An 18,882-nucleotide genomic window follows, 5' to 3' on the forward strand; every position below is an offset into this window, starting at 1 on the left:
TTTTGAAGCACTATATATACATACTCGTTATACTTATATGCAGCTTTAGTTGCAGTAAAAGTGATGCCCCAAAAAAACAGGATACAAGTGCTATAACCACAACATTAGTAACTAAAAAAGATTCTTTTACGGCTGGTGATTCTATTGTATTAAAATTTTCTTCAACCAAAGAAAATGAAGCTGTTTTAATAGTAAAAAATGCATACGGGACTACAGTATTGCGTCCAAAGAAAGACAAAGAAATATCGACCTATAAAATTCCTAATAGCTTTAGTACTATTGCTAACAAAATACATTGGGAGTTAATCTTAAGTTCTAAGAAATTAGCAACAGGTAGCCTACAAATTACACCAGACACTACTAAAAAAACCAAACTAGAAACATATTTAGGACCAAGAAGTATTATTGCTGGTGGCTCCGATTTTTCTATGCTTGTTAATGTCCCTACAGATCGGTTAGATAACCCAATGTTAGATGATACTAAAGTTGCTATAAAACATCAATTTAAAAAAGAGATAACTGTAGACACCTTGAAAGTAAAAAGCTTAGTAGCCTGGACGACTATTTTTTCTCCTAAAAAAACGGGACGTATTTTAATTACGTCTTTATCTAATGGTACTAAATCTAAAGAATTAACGTCTGTTATTTTGCCAGATAATGCATCTGACTTTACCATAGATTACACTAGAAATCATAAATACGCAGATGGCAATCAAATTATTACATTTACATCATCCATAATAAAAGACAATCATGGTAATATAGTTAGTGACGGTACTTTGGTTTTATTCTCAGTAAAAAACAGTAGTGGTATACAGTTACAAACTAATGGCACAACTATTAATGGTGTTGCAAAAGCAAAATTATTACACCCCGCAAAAAAAGAGTCTTGGGTAGTTACAGCATATGTTACTGGTGCTGCAAAAAGCAATAATTTACCTGTAGATTTTGATGCTGCAATAGTAGACTATACAATTACATTTTCTAAAGATAATAGAACTATAACTATTGGACCAATAGAGAGTTTTATGCAACAATTGGTACCAGACGGATTAGCCGTTAAAGCCATTATTTACGACGCAAATAAAATAGTACTAAACACTAAAGAAACAACCACTTTAAAAGGGTTTGCAACATTTAATCTTGATAGTGATTTTTACAAATCTAACGACTACAATATAACAATTGAAGCCGCTGGTATTAAAAAAAATAAAGCCATACACTTAAGATGAAAAGAAACAGAAACATATACCGCATACTTTTGCTTTTATCCTTTATAGGGTTAAATGCATTGTTGCTTTTTGGTATTAGCTCTATCTTATCTTATTTAAATACTGGCGCAGATAGGGCTTCTATTTTACATATTGAACAAAATTTTGAAGAAACATATACTCCTAAAATTACGTGGAGTAACACAACAAACGAAGGCAGACCTATAGAAGACCAGACTTTAAAAGCTGTAGAAAAAGATTATATAAGTGCTTGGAACGTTCGTAACCTAGCCTATGCAACAAACGATATGTATGGTATTGAAGACTACTATACAGAAAGCGCTAGAAAAAAAATAAACAACACCCTACAGTTAAATGCTAAAAACGGAACAACCTTAAAGACTACGACTATAAAGCACAACCCAACTGTAAATTTTTACAGCACGGATGGCAAACTAATTGTGTTTACAGATCATAATGTAGCGCAATACCAAGAAGTTTATAGCAACAAAGAATTGGTTAGCACATACCATATTGCTCCTAGCTACAAAGTTATGATGCTTTTAGAAGATGGTTTTTGGCGAATTAGACATTTGGTTGAAATAGAGCCTGATTCAGAAAAAAACAACCCAAGCCAAAGAGAAACTATAGATGCAAAAAGTATAAAAGGTATTAATTACTATCCAAAAAACACTCCCTGGGATATGTATGGTAAAAAATACGACAGCGCTGTTTTACAAAAAGATTTTGGCCTAATACAGCAAATGGGACTAAATACAATTCGGGTTTTTGTGCCTTATGAAACCTTCGGCAAAGCTACTGTAGACCTAAAAAAATTAGCCCAACTAAAACAAACTCTAACTATTGCAGAACAGCATAATTTAAAAGTAATAGTTACTTTGTTTGATTTTTATGGTAATTATGATATTCAAGATTGGACTTTAACCCATAGGCACGCAGAACAAATTGTAACGGCACTTAAAGGTCATAACGCACTACTTGCCTGGGATATTAAAAATGAACCAGATTTAGATTTTGAATCTCGTGGAAAAGAAAAGGTAACTGCCTGGCTTACACAAATGATAAAAAATATAAAAGAGTGGGACAGTAAAACAAATGTTACTATTGGTTGGTCTAGTACAGAAGCTGCAGAAAACTTAGTTGAAGAAGTAGATTTTGTGTCTTTTCATTATTACAAAAAGCCTAAAGATTTTTTAAATGCTTATGCAGTTTTAAAAGAGAACAGTAAAGACAAGGATTTGGTTTTGCAAGAGTACGGTTATTCTTCTTATAGTGGTTTTTGGAACCTATATACTGGCTCTAATGACGACCAAGCAGAGTATTACAAAGAAATGCAAGCTTATGTGGCTCAAAAAAATATTCCGTTTGTATTATGGACTTTATATGATTTTGAAACCATACCAACTGCTGTGGTTGGTAGGTTGCCTTGGCGTAAAAAACAACAACAATATTTTGGTCTATTTACTACAGAGGGCAAAGCAAAAGAGGCTCTTACGTATATAAAAGCAAAAAAATAAAGGAGAAACAGCTAACCATACTGTTTCTCCTTTGGGCTTAACCTAACCGTAAATTATTTTGCTATAAGTTCATTTTTAATTTCTCCTTCTTTCTGTAATTCTCTTTCCTTTTCTCTTTCTGCTATAATAGTATCAATACTAACGTTACCGGATTTAGCCATTTGTATTGCTGTAAAGTAATCTACATACATCTGTGTAATATCAGACATTGGCAAAGAACAAGCAGCTTTATAATTAGCTTTAGATAACTCTTCTCTATAATCGTCGTACGTTAATATGTTTTCTATTGCATCTGCTAAAGACTCAGCACTTTCTGGCTCAAAAAATTCACCTCTATATCCTTCTTCTTTAACTAATATGCTTAGGTCGCCTAAATCTGGTAAAGCAACTGCCTTACCATAACTACCTGCTTGGTGCAATACACCAGAGCTACCCGTAGTAGATGTATAAGGAAACACAACTACAGCACTATCTCCAAAAATAACCGGTACATCCTCTTCTGCTACATAACCAGTAAACCTTAATTGCGCTACGTGATTATACTTTTTGCTCACTTCATTTAAATAACCTGGTGTGTTTGGGCTATCTGTACCTGCTATAACTATTTCTATATCTTGTTTTGTACGTTGGCGAATAATTTCTACTGCTTCTATTAAAACCTCAACTTTTTTATACGTTCCAAATTTTCCAAAAGCCATCACTTGCTTAGCCCCTTTAGGTAACTCATAAGTTGGTTCTGGTGGAGTTTCAAAAGCACCGTGTGGTATTAAAGCAACGTTTCTAGAGTTATATTTATCTTCTAATATACTCTTGTATTTACTAATTGTAACGGCTAACACATCTGAAGCTAAAACTACTTTTGTTAGTGTACTACCAATAAAGTTATAAGCTTTCTTTAAAAAGTTATTTTTAGTGATACCTGCATTTTCTAAATCTACTTGCTCTAATATATTATGTAATAAAGAAATTGTTGGTATTCCTTTTAATTTACATATTAATGGCAACATTAAACCCAACGCAGCAGGGACTTTTTTATCTCCAAATTTTAAAAACTGAAGGTTAAATAAAACTGCGTCTGGTTTAGTGTCTGCAATTGCACCCATAATACCAAAAACATTTTTGTAGCTATTAAAATCCCAGCATTCTTTAACTGTAATTTTACAACCATCTTCAGTAAAAGAAAGGTCTTTGGCTTCTTTGGTTTTGTCTGTAATTAAGACAATTTCAGTTACTTCTTTTTGTAATCTAAAATGTTTTACCAAGTGGTATCCGTACTCTGTTAAAGTTACTTTACTTGGTGGGTACGCTGTTACAATTGCTAATTTCATAAGGTTAAGTTTTAAATACTTGTTTGGGTTAAATTTCTTATACAAATATCCATCTTAAACCCTTATTTAATAGGCGCTTAGAGACGACTCAACTATTACTATAGACGAATGGAAAGAGTGTTTAGGTTAAAGGTTTTCATCGCAAAACGACGTAAAAAAAAAGATTTTATCTATTGTGTTAATAAGAATAGAACTCCATTTTTATAATTAAACTAGAGCTGTCGAAAAACAAAAAAGCCCAAAACTTAATTAAAAGTCTTAGGCAGTTTCTCGGGGGGAACAGTCATATTATAAGTAGGTCTTATATATTTCTTTTTAGTGAAAAATATAGCAACTGTGAAAAGAGCAGAGCTAGCATCACTATTATTTGTAATTGAACGATCATAGCTAAACTACTATGAAAAAATACTATTAATCCTATTTGCGATAATCCTAATACTCCTGATAATATTACAGGAACGTAATAATCTAGAGATAAAAAGTAATATGCAAATATGTTAGAAATTGCAAAAAGGGAAGTTGCCAATGCATATTGCCATAATAATGAAGACATTGCTAAGTAAGCATCTCCGAACATTAAAGAGATTATTGTTTCTGGAAATATGTAACAAGCAGCAACTATAACAACAGATAATAAACTTATGTAACCAACATACTTAAACAAAATTGGTGCTGTGCGTTTACCTTCTTTTCTTTTTTCTATTACTGCTGGCAACAATAACATTACAAACATCCAGGCTACAAAGTAAACCACTCTACCAATTAATGCTAAAGAAGCATAAAGCCCGGCGTCTAAGGAATTAAAATAGTGCTTTACTAAAAGTACATCACTATTGTTTATTATAATCTGTGTAAGCTCGTAACCTGCAGTTAGTAGTATAAATGTGGTTACTTTCTTTTTATTTTCTGATGTTAAAATTTTAGAAGTTGCAAAAGATATTTTCTTGAATTTTACAGGGACAAGTCCAAAAACAAAAGAGATAACTATACCTACTGCTACCAAAAAAGCAGGGTTCATAGGAATAAATAACAACAATGCTAGAGTTATTAAAAGTCTGCTCCACATTTCTGATTGATATGTTACAGACAAACCTGCGTAATCTTGTTTTCCTTGAAATTTTCCTCTTTTAACAGACATTACAAAATAAAGCGGAATACCAACTGCAAAAACCTTAAACATTGTAGATGATTGCGTATTAAATAACTGTTGTAAATCTTGTGAGAAGAAGAAAAGCAATGCTCCAATTGCAAATCCAAAAATAACAGCGTATTTCTGCATGTAATTTTCAAAAGCAATCCACTGGTCTCCAGAAAATAAAATATTAAATTTTGTAGTTACCAATTGAAAAGTCATTCCTACAAACGATAGCACTAATAATAATGTTATTAGTAAAGCAGCATCTGCAAAGGCTGTTGGTCCCAACATACGACCTAATACTAAGTTATATAGGTAGTTTCCTCCGTTTACAACAAGCACACTTGTCATAAATAGTTGTTCTGGAGTAATCTTCTTTTTTACAAAACTAAACGCGGTCATTGCTAAAGATATAAGATGTGTTAGACAAAATCATTACTGGTGCAATTTGCTTATTCTCTTGACCAACAATAGTTAATACTTTATTATTTTTGGCTACCTTAATATATAATTGCTCTAATTGTTTGGCACTAGAAAAAACTATTTCGTTAACTCTTTCTAGAGACAAAATTAATTTTTCGTTACGCTTTAAATAAAAATCGATATGGTTGTTAAGTGTCTTCATATTCTGAGTGTTAAGATTTCCTTTTACTTCTAGAAACTCGTTGTTATGATTAATTTGTAAAGCCATAATTTTATATTTTAGGTTAAGTTTTGTTTTATTGATACAGCAAATATCAGAGAACTTATTATCTTAAATTGGCGTCTGTAGACGACTAGACGTTTACTGTAGATGAATGGTTAGGTTTACTCTTTAAATAAAAAATTAGTTCTGTCTTAATTAAATAAAACAAAGCACTAATAAATTTAAAATGTATTCGTTATATTACTGTAGTACTAAACCTACCTATTATATAATGAAAAAAATTGTCTCCTTTTTTATATTCCTTATAACCATATCTTTAACTGCACAAGAAGACTTTACTCCTGGTTTTAAGTTATTAGAAAACGGAGATTTTAAAGAAGCGAAATCATTTTTTGAACCTTTTACAAAAAGCCTACCTACAAACAAAACTGTTTTAATTTGTTATGGTAGAGCAGTCGGTTTAAGCGGAGAACCAGATGTGGCCAACAGAATATTTAAAGACCTCTTAGAAAAGCACCCTAATGATTTTGAAGTACAAATAAATTATTACGAGTCTTTCTTATGGGCAAATCAATTTAAAGAAGCAAAACCATTATATGCAAATCTAGTAGAAAACAACCCTACTAACTTTGCGGCCATTTTAGGGTATGCAAATACATTGAGTAATTTAAAGGAATATAAGGATGCTTTAAAATGGGTTAACAAAGCATTAGAAGTAGATCCTAATAATAGTAGCGCTAAAATATCTAGAAAATATATTAAGCTTGGCTACGCTAACTACTATGTAAATAACCAAAATTATAAAAAGGGAGAGAGCCTATTAAACGAAATATTAGAAGATTTTCCGGATGATAAAGATGCGCTACTAAATCTAGCCAATATCTTTTTAATTACTAAAGATGTAAAAAAGGCCAAAGAAACATATTACAGATACGCCAAAACACCCAAAGATTCTATAACAGCTCTAAACGGTGTTGCTTTAGCAGAGCATATAGGAGAAAAAGAAAAAATAGCTCTAGAAACCGCTACTATCGCTAAACAAAAAGCAACTAAACTTAATGACCCCAAGCTTTTAGAAAAAAGTGAAGAACGTTATGTGCAAGCATTAATCTGGAATAGAAAATTTGTATCTGCAAAACAAGAAATTAGCGCATTAGACCAAAAATATACAAACCGAAATTGGGTTATGGCACTAAAAGCTACATTGGGTATGTACACTGCTAAGTTTAAAACTAGTATTACTAATTATGACAAAATACTAGCAAACGATAGCTTATCTTTTGATGGTAATTTAGGAAAAGCAAATGCATTATTTGCGTCTGATAAAATTGTACCTGCATACATAACTACATATAAAACCTTAGATATTTTTCCCAAACAGAAAGATGCATCAGGCTTAATTAAAAAGCTAAATACGAATTACACGCCATTTGCAGAACAGCAAGTTAGTTACACGTTTGATAATGGCGACAACACAGCTATATCTTTAAGAACTGCTGTTATGGTACCACTATCTACTAAATTTAGAACAATGGTATCTTACCAATATAGAACCACAGAAAATACCACTACAAACAACAAAGCAAATTCGCATATTGTACAAGCTGATATTGAATATAAATTGATGCCGCAAACTAATTTATTAACCTCTATTGGCCTTAACAACTCTAGGTTTTCTAATACTGCATACACACAACCCATTTTACAAGCTAAATTACAAATGAAGCCTTTATCTTTTTTAAACCTAGATTTAGGATACCAAAGAGAGGTACAAAACTTTAACGCAGAGCTTATAGAAAGAGAAATTGTGATGAACCATTACAGCTTAATTTATAACCTTAGTACTAATTTTAATTTAGGTTGGTATAGCCAACTTATACATACTAAGCAAACCGATGACAATGAAAGAAATCTTTTATTTACTTCTTTATATTATAATGTATTGCAAAAACCTGCTTTAAAATTTGGTGTAAACTACCAATACATAACATTTAAAGATCAGTTACCATTAATATATTTTAGTCCGGACAAATACAAAGCATTAGAATTATTTGGTGATGTAAGAGGAAAAGTAAATGAAAAAACAAACTATTTTGCAAGCGCAGCAACTGGTTTACAATATGTAGAAGAACAAGATGCTAGTTCCCTTTTTAGAGCTGAAGCTGGTTTAACACATCAATTTTCTGATCGGTTAATTGGTGACGTCTATGGTAAATACAGTAACATAGCATCTGCAACAGCTGCTGGTTTTGAGTTTACTGAAGTTGGTATTAAACTAAAATACTACTTAACTAAACAGCCATTATTTTTAAATAAGCTCAAGAAAAAATATCAGATAAAATAAAAATGCCTCAACATATAGTTAAGGCATAAACTTGTTTTTTTAGACTGAAGAGCTACTTATAATAAATTTAATCTTCTCATTAATTCTGGTCTATTAGACCTGCTAATTGGCACTACGTTTTTTTCTATTAACACACTATTGTCTTCTATATCTATAATCTTAGTAAAGTTTATAATATAAGATCTGTGTATTTGCAAAAACAGCTTTTCTGGTAATTTATCTTTAATCTTCTTTAGCGTATTACGTACTCTATAGGTTTCTTTTACTGTTTTAACTTCTATATAATCTCCTTTGGCTTCTATTAACTGTATGTCGTTAAAATTTATTTTTATTAGTCGCCTGTCTATATTAATATACAATTCTTCACCTATCTCAGAGCTAGATGATGAACTTTGTGTTACCGACTCTACCTGTGACTGCTGAGAAAGTGATTTTTTTATTTTTTGTATCGATTTTTCAAAACGTTCTAGTGTAACTGGCTTTACCAAATAATCTACAATAGCCTCGTACTCATAAGCTTCTATTGCAAAGTTTGTGTCAGAAGTCGTTAAAACTATTTTTGGTGGATTTTTTAATGTCTGCACAAAATCAAAACCACTAAAACCTGGCATATGTATATCTAAAAAGATTACATCTACTGTATTCTGATTTAAAAATTTTATAGCCTCTATTGCGCTACTAAAATCATCTATAACATCCAAGTTATCAATTTTAGAGCATAGCTGAGATACAATTAGCCTTGCTGTTGCTTCGTCATCTACTATAATACAATTCATATTCTAAATGGTTTTTAGGTAGCTAGTTATTTTATCTAGTATTCGTTTAAAATCTGAGTCTAATTTAAAATTTCCTTCTCTTAGCTCGTTTTCATAAGTAACGGCCAATCCATAGGCTTTTTCTAGTCCTAGAATATTAAACTTGTGTTTTAATTTATGTACTATATCTGCCGTAGCAATATGGTTCTTAGTACTAACTCCCTTGTTGTACGTCTCTACTTCTCCAGGGTATTCTTTTTTTATAATAGCAATAAATTCGTTTAAAAATTCTTGGTTTCCGTCTGCTAGGGTATTTACGTAATTTAGATTAGGCTCTTCCATTCTGTTCTTTTTTAATAGTGAAGTAAAATGTAGTTCCTTCGTTTTCTTTTGATTCTAAAAATATTTCACCCTCATAGAAATTTACAATTTTTTCTACTAATGCTAAACCTATTCCGTTAGCTTCTATATCGTTATCTAACTTTTTAAACATTTCAAAAATTTTACCTTGGTATTTTTCAGGAATGCCTGTACCGTTATCTTTTACAGCAAACCTCCAAAATTTATCATCTTCTTTATAACTAATACTTATTATACCCCTATCTAAATGCTCTGTAGCTTTAACAGCGTTAGTAAGTAAGTTCATAAACAATTGATCTAACCTATACTTGTCTATATGTATCGTTGGTAGTTTATCTTCTACTATAATTGTAACGTTTTCGGGTACATATATAGTACTCTCGATATCTTTTATAAGTTCTACTAAATCTACATTACTTTTAGTTTCTTCATTAGACCCAATGGTTGCATGTTTTAAAATGCCACTAATTAGGTTGTCCATTTTTATTAAGTTCTGCGATATTAGCGAGCAGTTGTTTAGACTATCTTCTGCAAACTTGTGCTTTTCCTCTTCTACAATCCAACTCATAAGCGTATTTATATTACGCATAGGAGATTTTAAATCATGAGATACTACGTGCGCATAGTTATTTAAAGACTTATTTTGTTCCTCTAAATCCTTTACCAGCCTATCTTTTTCTATAGTAACCATTGCAATATGTTCTGCCTGTTTACTAATATGCTTTGCTAACATTTGTGCACTTACTATATTAGATTCTGTTTTAACAACATCTTCTGTATTACCTAAATTAATATTTAGGCTATTAATGGCTTTTTCTAGTGCCTCTAGTGTTTTATTTTGTTCTTTTGCCTCTTCTGCTAGTTCTAAATTTGCTGCTTTTAATTCTTGTGCACTAATAGTCGTTGCACGTTGTATCATAGAAATTTTATCGTCATAATCTTCATAAGATTTTTCTACGGCACTAAACAGCATTGCTAAGTCTACATCATTTTTAAACTTTTCTGGCAAATTTTTTCGAATTTGTCTTTTTAATAGTGAATGCATTACTCGCTAATTAAGGTTAAAGTCATTGTTTGGTTGTGCAATTTGCAAGCATTGTTGCCTTCAAAAGGTGCCATTTCTCCGTAAGAATAATATCCCATAATTTTAGATTGATTTCCTATTACATCTAAAACCTCTTCTACTTCTTCTTCTGTTCTTTGGTCCATAACCAATTTACGACCAATGCAACTTACAAGTAATGCAAGCTCTGGATTTGTTTTCCTATTTCTAGATGCATATACAGCCGCTTTATTTGCACCTTCTGCAATATCATCTACAGTAGACATCATTAATTGTACAATAGAGCCTTCTGGTACATCACCGGCTAATATCATTGTATTTTTATCTTCATCAATATTTAAAATTGTGCGTACAATGGGCTCTGCACCTTCGTCTGTTTTTACACTTAAAGGGTATAATAATGCAGATTTAGGCAACTCGTTTGCTTTTTCTCCTAAATACTTTTTATAGAGATCTAATGCAGGCTTACCATCTAACTCATATAAAATATTTCCTTTAGATTTTGTTATAATACGTTCTGGCCCAAAACCCGTCCAGCCTCCATAATTAGCACTAGTAATCTCTAATGATGTACCATAAAAACCAATGGCAACAATTTCACCTTCTTTAGGGTTCTCATTATAAGATGTTAGTGTTCTTTCAAAACGATCATCATCTCCACATAAACCACCAGAAAGTCCTATAGATATATCTTTCTCTTTTTCTATTCCGGCAATTAAAGCACTACCATTTACAGTACTGCCTTCAGAGACTACATATATATGCCTAAGATCTTCCTTAGGGAATTCTGCTATTAATTGTGATCCTAAATCTTCTTCGTTATTATTAAAATCCTTTACATTTTTACTCTTAACTATATAAGACGATTTTTTAAACTCTATTGCTGTTAATACAATTGAATTATTAGTGACACTATCTCCTAAAATTTCACCAGAAGTACTACCAAAAACTATGTTTCCGTTAGGAAACATTTCCTTAACCTCGGTATATAAATTTGTATCCTCTAACATATATCTATTGCCAAATACCAATACCAAAGGGTTATTTAAAGCTACATTTTCTGTTGTAAATTGAAAACTAGAGCCATTATTTTTTTTTGCTTGTACTATTATCATAACTCTAATTACTATCTTTTTTAAGGGTGAAAAAGAATTTTGTTCCTTTTCCCAATTCACTTTCTATCCAAACTTTACCTTGGTAGCGGTCTACAATTTTTTTAACTATTGATAAACCTATTCCTGTAGAGCGCTCGTTGTCTCCTATAGATTGAAAAATTTCGAATATCTTTTTGTGAAATTTCTCTGGTATACCAACACCGTTATCTTCTATACAAAATTGCCAATGTTCTTTTTGATCTGTACACAATACTTTTACAATTCCTTCCTTTTTTTCTATATGAACAACAGCATTACCAATTATATTCTGAAACAATTGATGAATTTTAGTACTGTCTGCAATTAACAATGGAAGTTTTTCTGGTACAACTACAGTTACATGTTCTGGTATATAAATACTATCTTTTATGTCTGTAATAATGTTATTTAAATCTACTTTAGCAGTAGACATTTGGGAGCTTCCGGCAGTAGAATACTCTAAAATACCGTGAATTAACTTGTCCATAAAAGCAATTTTTTCTTGCATAAGTGTTAGGTTTTGCACTCCAGCTTCATCCAACACATCTTTATAATCTTCATACGTCCAAGTTGCCAATGCACTTATACTACGTAGAGGTGATTTAAGATCATGAGATACTATATGTGCATACTCTTGCAAACCATCGTTACTAATTTTTAACTCTTTAAGTAGCTGCTCTTTTTGCTCTTCTAACTTTTTTTGCCCTGTTATATCTAAATGAATACCAATAGAACCAACGACCTTACCTTCTTCATTATATCTTGGAGCACCACTAACAAGCCAATCTCTAATCTCTCCTTTTTTATTAGATATTTTAATCTCGTAAGAGTCTGATATTCCTTCTAGTCTTTTACGAGTTTTCTCTGCTACAGCTTCATTATTCTGTATGTTTAATATCTTAATAGCATCTTTACCTATTAGTTCTTCTTTGGTATAACCACTCATAGAACAAAAGCTTTGGTTTACCATCTGGATTTCATCATCAATAGTTATCTCTATTAAACCCAGATTCATATTAGCTATAATGCCACTATATTTATCTTTTTCTGCTTTAATTTGTTCTTCTGCTTTTCGCTCTTTGGTAATGTCTTCTATTACGTAAACTTGATATTCTATCTCTCCTTTATCGTTTTTAACAACACTTACATTTGTTTTAGCTAAAATGATAGAGCCATCTTTTTTAAAGTACTTTTTTACAGTAGAAAAGTTGTCTAAAAGCCCTGCAGTCATTTCTGAAACCTGCTTTTCTGTTGCTGCTACATCTTCGGGTTCAGAAATGTTTGATAATTTTATTTCTTCTACCACAGCATTTTTATATCCTAAAAGGTTTATAAACGCGGTATTAGATTTTATTATTTTATCGTCAACAGTTAAAACAATCCCTAAAGGAGAATTTTCTACAATAATATCTAATTGTTTTTTTTGCTCGTTTAGTAATTCTTTAATTTCTGTTTCCTGACTAATATCTCTTATTATACCTTGGGCGCCTATTGGCTTAAAGTCCATATCATAAATAACGCTTGTATTTATTTGTATCCACTTATAGCTACCATCTTTTAAAATAATTTTAGCTCTGTAATTTTTTAAAGTCCCAATTTCTAGTAATCGCTGAAAAGACTCTATGGTGTATTGTATAAAATCTTTGTGTACTAACTTGGGTAGGTTTATGGTTTCTTTGGTATTATCATAACCCAAAAATTCTCGGGCAGATTTGTTCATGTTTACAACATTAAAATTTAGATCCATAACAACATAAGGATCTATAATATTAACAAAGCCACCGTCTAATTGTGATGTTGTTTCTGTTAACAAATTTTCTAATTTGTTGTTTGCCTGTTTAAGATGTAGTGCAGTATCAAAAAGCTCCTTAGATTTATCCTCTAAAATTTTCTCTGCTTGTATTCTCGCTTTCTTTTGTCTTTCTAGTGCTCTTTTGAGCAAGTGTATTTCTTTCTCACTATCCATTCTGTACTATATCAAATTTAACTTCTGTTCCGTTATCATTTAAAAGTTGATATGTTACTGTAGCCGTACTATTAAAATGTTCAAAAGACTTTTCTATAAGACCGTGAGCTAATTGGTACAAACCTCTAGATGAAGAATAAACCATAGAGATAGAAGTATCTGTTTTTTCTAAAATTTTAAACGTTGGCAACTCAGCATCAGGATACAGTTTTTTTACATGTACATGAATATGGTCTTCTATAGAGTACAATAAACTTAAAGGAGAATTATAACTTTTAATTACTTCTGGGTGTGCACTTGCCAAGCCATTAAATAAAAATAAACCAAATGCGTAGATTAAATCTCCTACTGGCGTTTTAACTTCTGTACTTAAACTGGTAATAAGACTTACCATTTCGTTAAAACTGTAGGTGCCAACAGATGTATAAATCCCTTCTGATGGTAAATTAGAATTTTCTATAATATTATCTACAGTTTCTAATCCAAACTTAGATTCTACCATTTCTAAAAATTCGGTAAATACAACTCCTTTCATACTTAGACGTTTAAGTAATTAAAAGTAAGAAAAATAATACCTACAATATCATTTTTGTTGTGAAACGCGTTAAATCATTAGCCTTTTACTAGTTCGTTGTTGTCCCAGTAGTTAAGAACACTTTGCATTTTAGTTTCGTAATCCTCGTATTTAAGCGGTTTAATAACATAACCTGCAATACCAATTCTATAACATTCTAATAAATCTGCTCTATTTTCTGATGTTGTTAATACAATTGTTGGCAAATACCTTAAAGTGTCATCTGCCTTTAAAATAGACAAAAACTCTATGCCACTCATTCTTGGCATATTTAAATCTAACAAAATAATGTCTGGTAAAGTATTACCTGATTTTAATATATCTAGAGCTTCCTCACCATTCTTTGCCTCCGTTATTTTATGCTTTAATTGAAGCTTAGAAACTGTTCTTTTCAGCTTCATAGTCTCAATCATATCGTCTTCAATAAATAAAATATTCATAATTCTAGATTTTATATAGACAAAAGTAATAGTACACTTCTAATTAAAATTTAGCCTGTAGGTGAATAGTAGTTTAGTGTAGACGAATGGTAATTTACTATAGGTTAATAAATTTAAATTTTAATAATTAATAAAATTCACCATTAAGCAACCAAGAAATCTAGTGAAATATTATCTTGTTTTATTTAATCTCTTTTTCTACAAATGGCGTATTTGGATCGCAAATAGCGTGCACCAAACTTTGCAGCTCTTTTGTAAACAACTCCAATGTATCTTGTGTTATTATAGTACTTTTGTTATCCGTAAATTTTAAAATACCTGCCTTTATGTTTTTAAAAGAAAAAATACCTGCCTCAACTTTATCTATAGGATGCTCACTATTATACATATATGCGTAGCATAGCAATTGGAAAGCTTTACTTTTATCGTACTCTTGTACAATGTCTTCCCATGAAGATAAATTAAGATTCCTTTGCTCCACCTTACCTGTTTTATAATCTATTACACGCAAAACACCATCTATCTCGTCTATTCTGTCTAGTTTACCTTTTATATGTATAGGAAAGTTTAATCCAGGTACATTTATAGCTGTTTTTAGTGCTAGCTCTAATCCTATTATTTTTATCTTATGTCTTTTAGCACTCGTAACTTCTAACTTAATAAAGTTTTCTACATACTTTAAAACTACATTAAAAGCTATTAAATTTTTCCCTTCTTCTAAGCTTACGTTCTTATAAAACTTAGCAAATTGTTTACGTACAACAGCATTAATAGATGGTAGTAGCGCGTTTAACTTTTCGGGATCTAAAAATTGGCCTAAAAATGGTTGATAAAGCTCGTCTAAAGTTTCATGTACAATAGTACCAAAAGTATTGGCCGCTACAGTTTCTTCCACTTCCTCTAATTCGTTAATTTTTAAAATGTTCTTTTTATAAAAATCTAAAGGATTTCTAATGTAATTAGATAAAGATGTTGGCGAAAAACCATAAGCAGCAATGCCTTTAATTAACTCCATTAAATGTATATCTTTCTGTATTAAAACCTCTTTCTTTTCTGGAGATTTAATTTCTGGAAAAGCTATGGTTTCGGTAATGTAGTTAGACATGTTATCATCTGCTACCAACTGTCTAATTAACCTACTAACCTCACCGCCTTCTAGTACATCTGGTTCTGTATTATACACCAAATGAATATTTTTTGCTCGTTGAAGAAGTCTATAAAAGTGATATGTGTAAACTGCATCTTTTTCCTTGTACGTAGGCAAACCATACAATTTTTTAATATCAAAAGGAATAAAAGAATTGTTAGACTTTCCTGATGGTAATATACCTTCGTTTACAGATGTTAATATTACGGTTTCAAAATCTAGATTTCTACTCTCTAACATTCCCATAATTTGCAAGCCTTTTAATGGCTCTCCCTTAAAGTCTAAGGTTTCACTAGACAGTAATTCTTTATAAAGTCCAAAAAGCGATTGTAAATCGTCTAAAAATGGGTATTTAACTACTAAATCATTCAACTGATTAAACAACTGATGAAACCTATATAAATATTCTAACTCCAAACCATTACCCTCTACAGTTACGTGTTCTTTTATTGCGGTAATAAGAGTTAAACATTTCTCTAAAAACACTGGTACCGTTACAGTAGAACTGTAAAACAATAAGTCTAAATGAGTTGTATTGTTGTTACTAGCTAACTTTAATTTAGGCACATCTACATAAATCCAGTTTCTAGATTTAATTTCTGTACATATAGTATCTGCAATAGATTCTGCATCTTCAGTAGAAAACAATAGTTGTATATAGGGGTGATTTAAAAGTGTTATTACTTGTTGGTAGTACCAGCCTTTTACATCTTGGCGTATATAAGCCTCGAACAATTGCGTAAATAAACTTTCTAAAGGTGATTTATGTAACGGAAAACCCATTGTAATGTTAATACCATTAATTTCTTCTGGTATAGCGTTAATTAAAGGGTTTAAAAGAGTTTCATCTCCCAAAACAACCGCTGTATTGGTTAATATACTCTTTTTCTCTAAATGCATTTCTCCTAATAGGTTACCAACAAACTTGGCCTGTGATACATTTTTAGGAACACCTGTAATGCTAATGTTTTTTTCTGTTAAGTATTGCCCCTTTGTAGTTCGTAATGGCTTGTCTTTAAAATAACCCCATTTAGTACTAAACTGACGAATAAAAAAGCCTGCATCATGCACAGGATCGTTAAAGAAATACTCATCTAAATCCCAGTAAATTTCTGCTTCTGTTTTTTCTAAAATAGTTTCTAAAATAAGCTCCTCGGCAGTATTTAAAGCATTAAAACCTATAAACAAATGTTTACTTTGTTTTGTTTCTTGTATATAGCTATCTAAATTAGCACAAGCTTGCCTATACACCAATCCTTGGTGACCAAGACCTTCTGCCTTAAGTCCAGCATTAAAAGCTGTGTACAAAGCCTCTAAAGAGTTCCAGAAAGCAATATAATTGGTTATAATAGTACTATTATCTTTTTCTACAGACCAATGATTAATTTCTTGTACCGCATTAAGGTGAGAAAAGATTTTAGCGGTATCTACTAAATATCTATCTATTTCATTAAAGTCTTGTAATAGGGTAGTTCCCCATTTAGAAAAAGCATAAAAATTATCTCTTTCTCCTTTTACAGAAGATTCGTATGCTTTGTATAACTCAAATAATTGTTGTGTGTTAGACGCATAAGCTAAACCAGATATTGTTTCTACAAAGTCTTCTATACTTTGTATTTCTGGGGCAAATATGGTTGCATCTGTATGTTGGGAGATTGCATTTTTAAGAAACGTGCCTGCACGTTTACTAGGTAGAACAAAAATAAGGTTCTCTAATGAACCTTCTTTTTCTATAATTGTAAGTAGTGTTTCTTCTAAAAAGCTTTGCATGGGTTAAAAATAAAAAAAGCTCCGCAATTGCGGAGCTTTTTCTATAAAATTAGAGTTTAAAACTCTTATTATTTTACTAAGTTGATTTCAACTCTTCTGTTTTGCTTTCTACCAGCTCTAGTTTTGTTAGTAGCCATTGGCTTATCTTCTCCGTAACCTACAGCAGATAATCTAAATTCACCAATTCCTTTTTCTACTAAAAATTCTTTTACTGAAAGAGCTCTAGACTCAGACAATTTCTGGTTTAAAGAAGCAGAACCAACACTATCAGTGTGACCTTCAACTGTAAACTTAGCGTTAGGATACTCTTTTAAGATAGTAATGATATCTACCATAACAGCAGTAGACTCAGCTTTGATAGAAGATTTACCTGTATCAAATAAGATAGTTCTAGCGTAGTCATTCAATTGCTTTTGAACTTCTTCAGTTACTTCAGGACAACCGTTGTTAGCAACAGTACCAGCAACCTCAGGACATTTATCATCCTTGTCTAATACACCATCTTTATCTTTATCAGCCCAAGGACATCCGTTGTTTGCAGCAGGACCAGCCTCAGAAGGACATTTATCATCTTTATCAGCAACACCGTCACCATCAGCATCAGGACAACCGTTTAATGCAGCAGTACCTGCTTCATTAGGACAAGCGTCATCTTTATCAGCGATACCATCACCGTCAGCATCAGGACAACCGTTCATTTCTTTAGATCCAGCTTCGTTAGGACAAGCATCTTTGCTGTCTTCGATACCATCACCATCAGCATCAGGACAACCGTTGAAAGCTTCTAAACCAGCAACTTCTGGACAAGCATCATCTTTGTCATAAACACCATCACCATCTGTATCAGCACCACCAAATTTGATAGCAAGACCAGCTAAGTGTTGGAAATGTTTAACGCTGTAATCTTCAAATCCGTGCTTGTAACCAGTTTGTAATGTTAAACCTATGTTCTCAGAGAACCATATGTTAACACCAACACCACCGTTTACAGTACCAGAACCGATTTCATCAACCCACGTGTAACCACCACCGATTTCAACGAAAGGATCAATTGTTGTATTTTTTAAGAATGCATATTTAATTGCACCATCTAAACCGTAGTAAGAAAGGTCATCAGCTGCCCAATCTCCTAAGTTTTCAATTCTATTTAAAGAACCTCTAACTCCTACAGAGAAACCATTACCTACAGATCTAGAAACTCCAATATAAGAGATAGAAGGAAGAATGTTCCAGTGATCAGTAGCATTGAAGTACTCATCAAACAATTCTCCAGTAGGGTAAGCGGCATCCTCATCATTAGTTGGCCACATATCAACTGCGTTTACACCAAAATTAATCTGCCAAGGATTATTTTCGTCTTGCGCTTGCATGTTGTTTACACCTACTAGAAGTAAGGCAACAACCATTAATTTGCTAAGATTTTTCATGCTTTAAAATTTAAGTTTTAAGTGTTTGTAAGCTGCAAATGTAAG

The 18,882-nt window shown here is 31.8% G+C and carries 15 protein-coding genes; 3 read left to right on the forward strand and 12 right to left on the reverse strand.

Going from position 1 to position 18,882, the window contains the following annotated elements:
* Nucleotides 1-2: 2 nt before the first annotated feature.
* The gene (locus M4I21_RS11525) at nt 3-1,232 is read left to right on the forward strand and encodes a hypothetical protein (protein WP_249559314.1); all 1,230 of its coding nucleotides are present in this window, start codon (nt 3-5) and stop codon (nt 1,230-1,232) included.
* Complete coding sequence (locus M4I21_RS11530) at nt 1,229-2,749, forward strand: glycoside hydrolase family 2 TIM barrel-domain containing protein (RefSeq protein ID WP_249559315.1); 1,521 nt, start codon at nt 1,229-1,231, stop codon at nt 2,747-2,749. Before M4I21_RS11525 ends, M4I21_RS11530 begins: the two co-directional genes overlap by 4 nt.
* Before the next feature lie 53 nt (nt 2,750-2,802).
* Here M4I21_RS11530 and M4I21_RS11535 read toward each other — a convergent pair whose 3' ends face one another.
* The 3 genes from M4I21_RS11535 to M4I21_RS11545 form a co-directional block, all read right to left on the reverse strand.
* Nucleotides 2,803-4,077 (reverse strand): glycosyltransferase, encoded by a 1,275-nt coding sequence (locus M4I21_RS11535; RefSeq protein ID WP_249559316.1) that lies wholly within the window; start codon nt 4,075-4,077, stop codon nt 2,803-2,805.
* Between the two features lie 301 nt (nt 4,078-4,378).
* On the reverse strand, nt 4,379-5,614 hold the full coding sequence (locus M4I21_RS11540) for an MATE family efflux transporter (RefSeq protein ID WP_249559317.1): 1,236 nt from the start codon (nt 5,612-5,614) through the stop codon (nt 4,379-4,381).
* Nucleotides 5,601-5,903, reverse strand: a complete 303-nt coding sequence (locus M4I21_RS11545) for an STAS domain-containing protein (protein WP_249559318.1) — start codon at nt 5,901-5,903, stop codon at nt 5,601-5,603. The genes M4I21_RS11540 and M4I21_RS11545 overlap by 14 nt, the downstream gene beginning before the upstream one ends.
* A 226-nt stretch (nt 5,904-6,129) precedes the next feature.
* Between M4I21_RS11545 and M4I21_RS11550 the strand changes: the two genes are divergently transcribed.
* Nucleotides 6,130-8,202: a tetratricopeptide repeat protein gene (locus tag M4I21_RS11550; protein ID WP_249559319.1), complete on the forward strand. Its 2,073-nt coding sequence runs from the start codon at nt 6,130-6,132 to the stop codon at nt 8,200-8,202.
* A gap of 56 nt (nt 8,203-8,258) precedes the next feature.
* Here M4I21_RS11550 and M4I21_RS11555 read toward each other — a convergent pair whose 3' ends face one another.
* The 9 genes from M4I21_RS11555 to M4I21_RS11595 all read right to left on the reverse strand — a co-directional run bounded on the left by M4I21_RS11555 (nt 8,259) and on the right by M4I21_RS11595 (nt 18,837).
* A complete protein-coding gene (locus tag M4I21_RS11555; protein WP_249559320.1) occupies nt 8,259-8,978 on the reverse strand; it encodes a LytR/AlgR family response regulator transcription factor in 720 nt (239 codons plus the stop codon).
* 3 nt (nt 8,979-8,981) lie between these two features.
* On the reverse strand, nt 8,982-9,299 hold the full coding sequence (locus M4I21_RS11560; RefSeq protein ID WP_249559321.1) for an Hpt domain-containing protein: 318 nt from the start codon (nt 9,297-9,299) through the stop codon (nt 8,982-8,984).
* On the reverse strand, nt 9,286-10,362 hold the full coding sequence (locus M4I21_RS11565; RefSeq protein WP_249559322.1) for a sensor histidine kinase: 1,077 nt from the start codon (nt 10,360-10,362) through the stop codon (nt 9,286-9,288). Before M4I21_RS11565 ends, M4I21_RS11560 begins: the two co-directional genes overlap by 14 nt.
* Nucleotides 10,362-11,495, reverse strand: coding sequence for an FIST signal transduction protein (locus tag M4I21_RS11570; protein WP_249559323.1), 1,134 nt, complete (start codon nt 11,493-11,495; stop codon nt 10,362-10,364). Before M4I21_RS11570 ends, M4I21_RS11565 begins: the two co-directional genes overlap by 1 nt.
* A 4-nt stretch (nt 11,496-11,499) precedes the next feature.
* The gene (locus M4I21_RS11575) at nt 11,500-13,479 is read right to left on the reverse strand and encodes a PAS domain-containing sensor histidine kinase (RefSeq protein WP_249559324.1); all 1,980 of its coding nucleotides are present in this window, start codon (nt 13,477-13,479) and stop codon (nt 11,500-11,502) included.
* The gene (locus tag M4I21_RS11580; RefSeq protein WP_072303967.1) at nt 13,472-14,014 is read right to left on the reverse strand and encodes a heme NO-binding domain-containing protein; all 543 of its coding nucleotides are present in this window, start codon (nt 14,012-14,014) and stop codon (nt 13,472-13,474) included. Before M4I21_RS11580 ends, M4I21_RS11575 begins: the two co-directional genes overlap by 8 nt.
* A 77-nt stretch (nt 14,015-14,091) precedes the next feature.
* On the reverse strand, nt 14,092-14,493 hold the full coding sequence (locus tag M4I21_RS11585) for a response regulator (RefSeq protein ID WP_249559325.1): 402 nt from the start codon (nt 14,491-14,493) through the stop codon (nt 14,092-14,094).
* Nucleotides 14,494-14,674: 181 nt separating this feature from the next.
* A complete protein-coding gene (locus M4I21_RS11590) occupies nt 14,675-17,410 on the reverse strand; it encodes a PD-(D/E)XK nuclease family protein (RefSeq protein ID WP_249559326.1) in 2,736 nt (911 codons plus the stop codon).
* A 68-nt stretch (nt 17,411-17,478) separates the two neighbouring features.
* The gene (locus tag M4I21_RS11595) at nt 17,479-18,837 is read right to left on the reverse strand and encodes an OmpA family protein (protein ID WP_249559327.1); all 1,359 of its coding nucleotides are present in this window, start codon (nt 18,835-18,837) and stop codon (nt 17,479-17,481) included.
* Nucleotides 18,838-18,882: the final 45 nt, after the last annotated feature.

This window comes from Cellulophaga sp. 20_2_10 (genome assembly GCF_023476645.1).
Lineage (GTDB): Bacteria > Bacteroidota > Bacteroidia > Flavobacteriales > Flavobacteriaceae > Cellulophaga.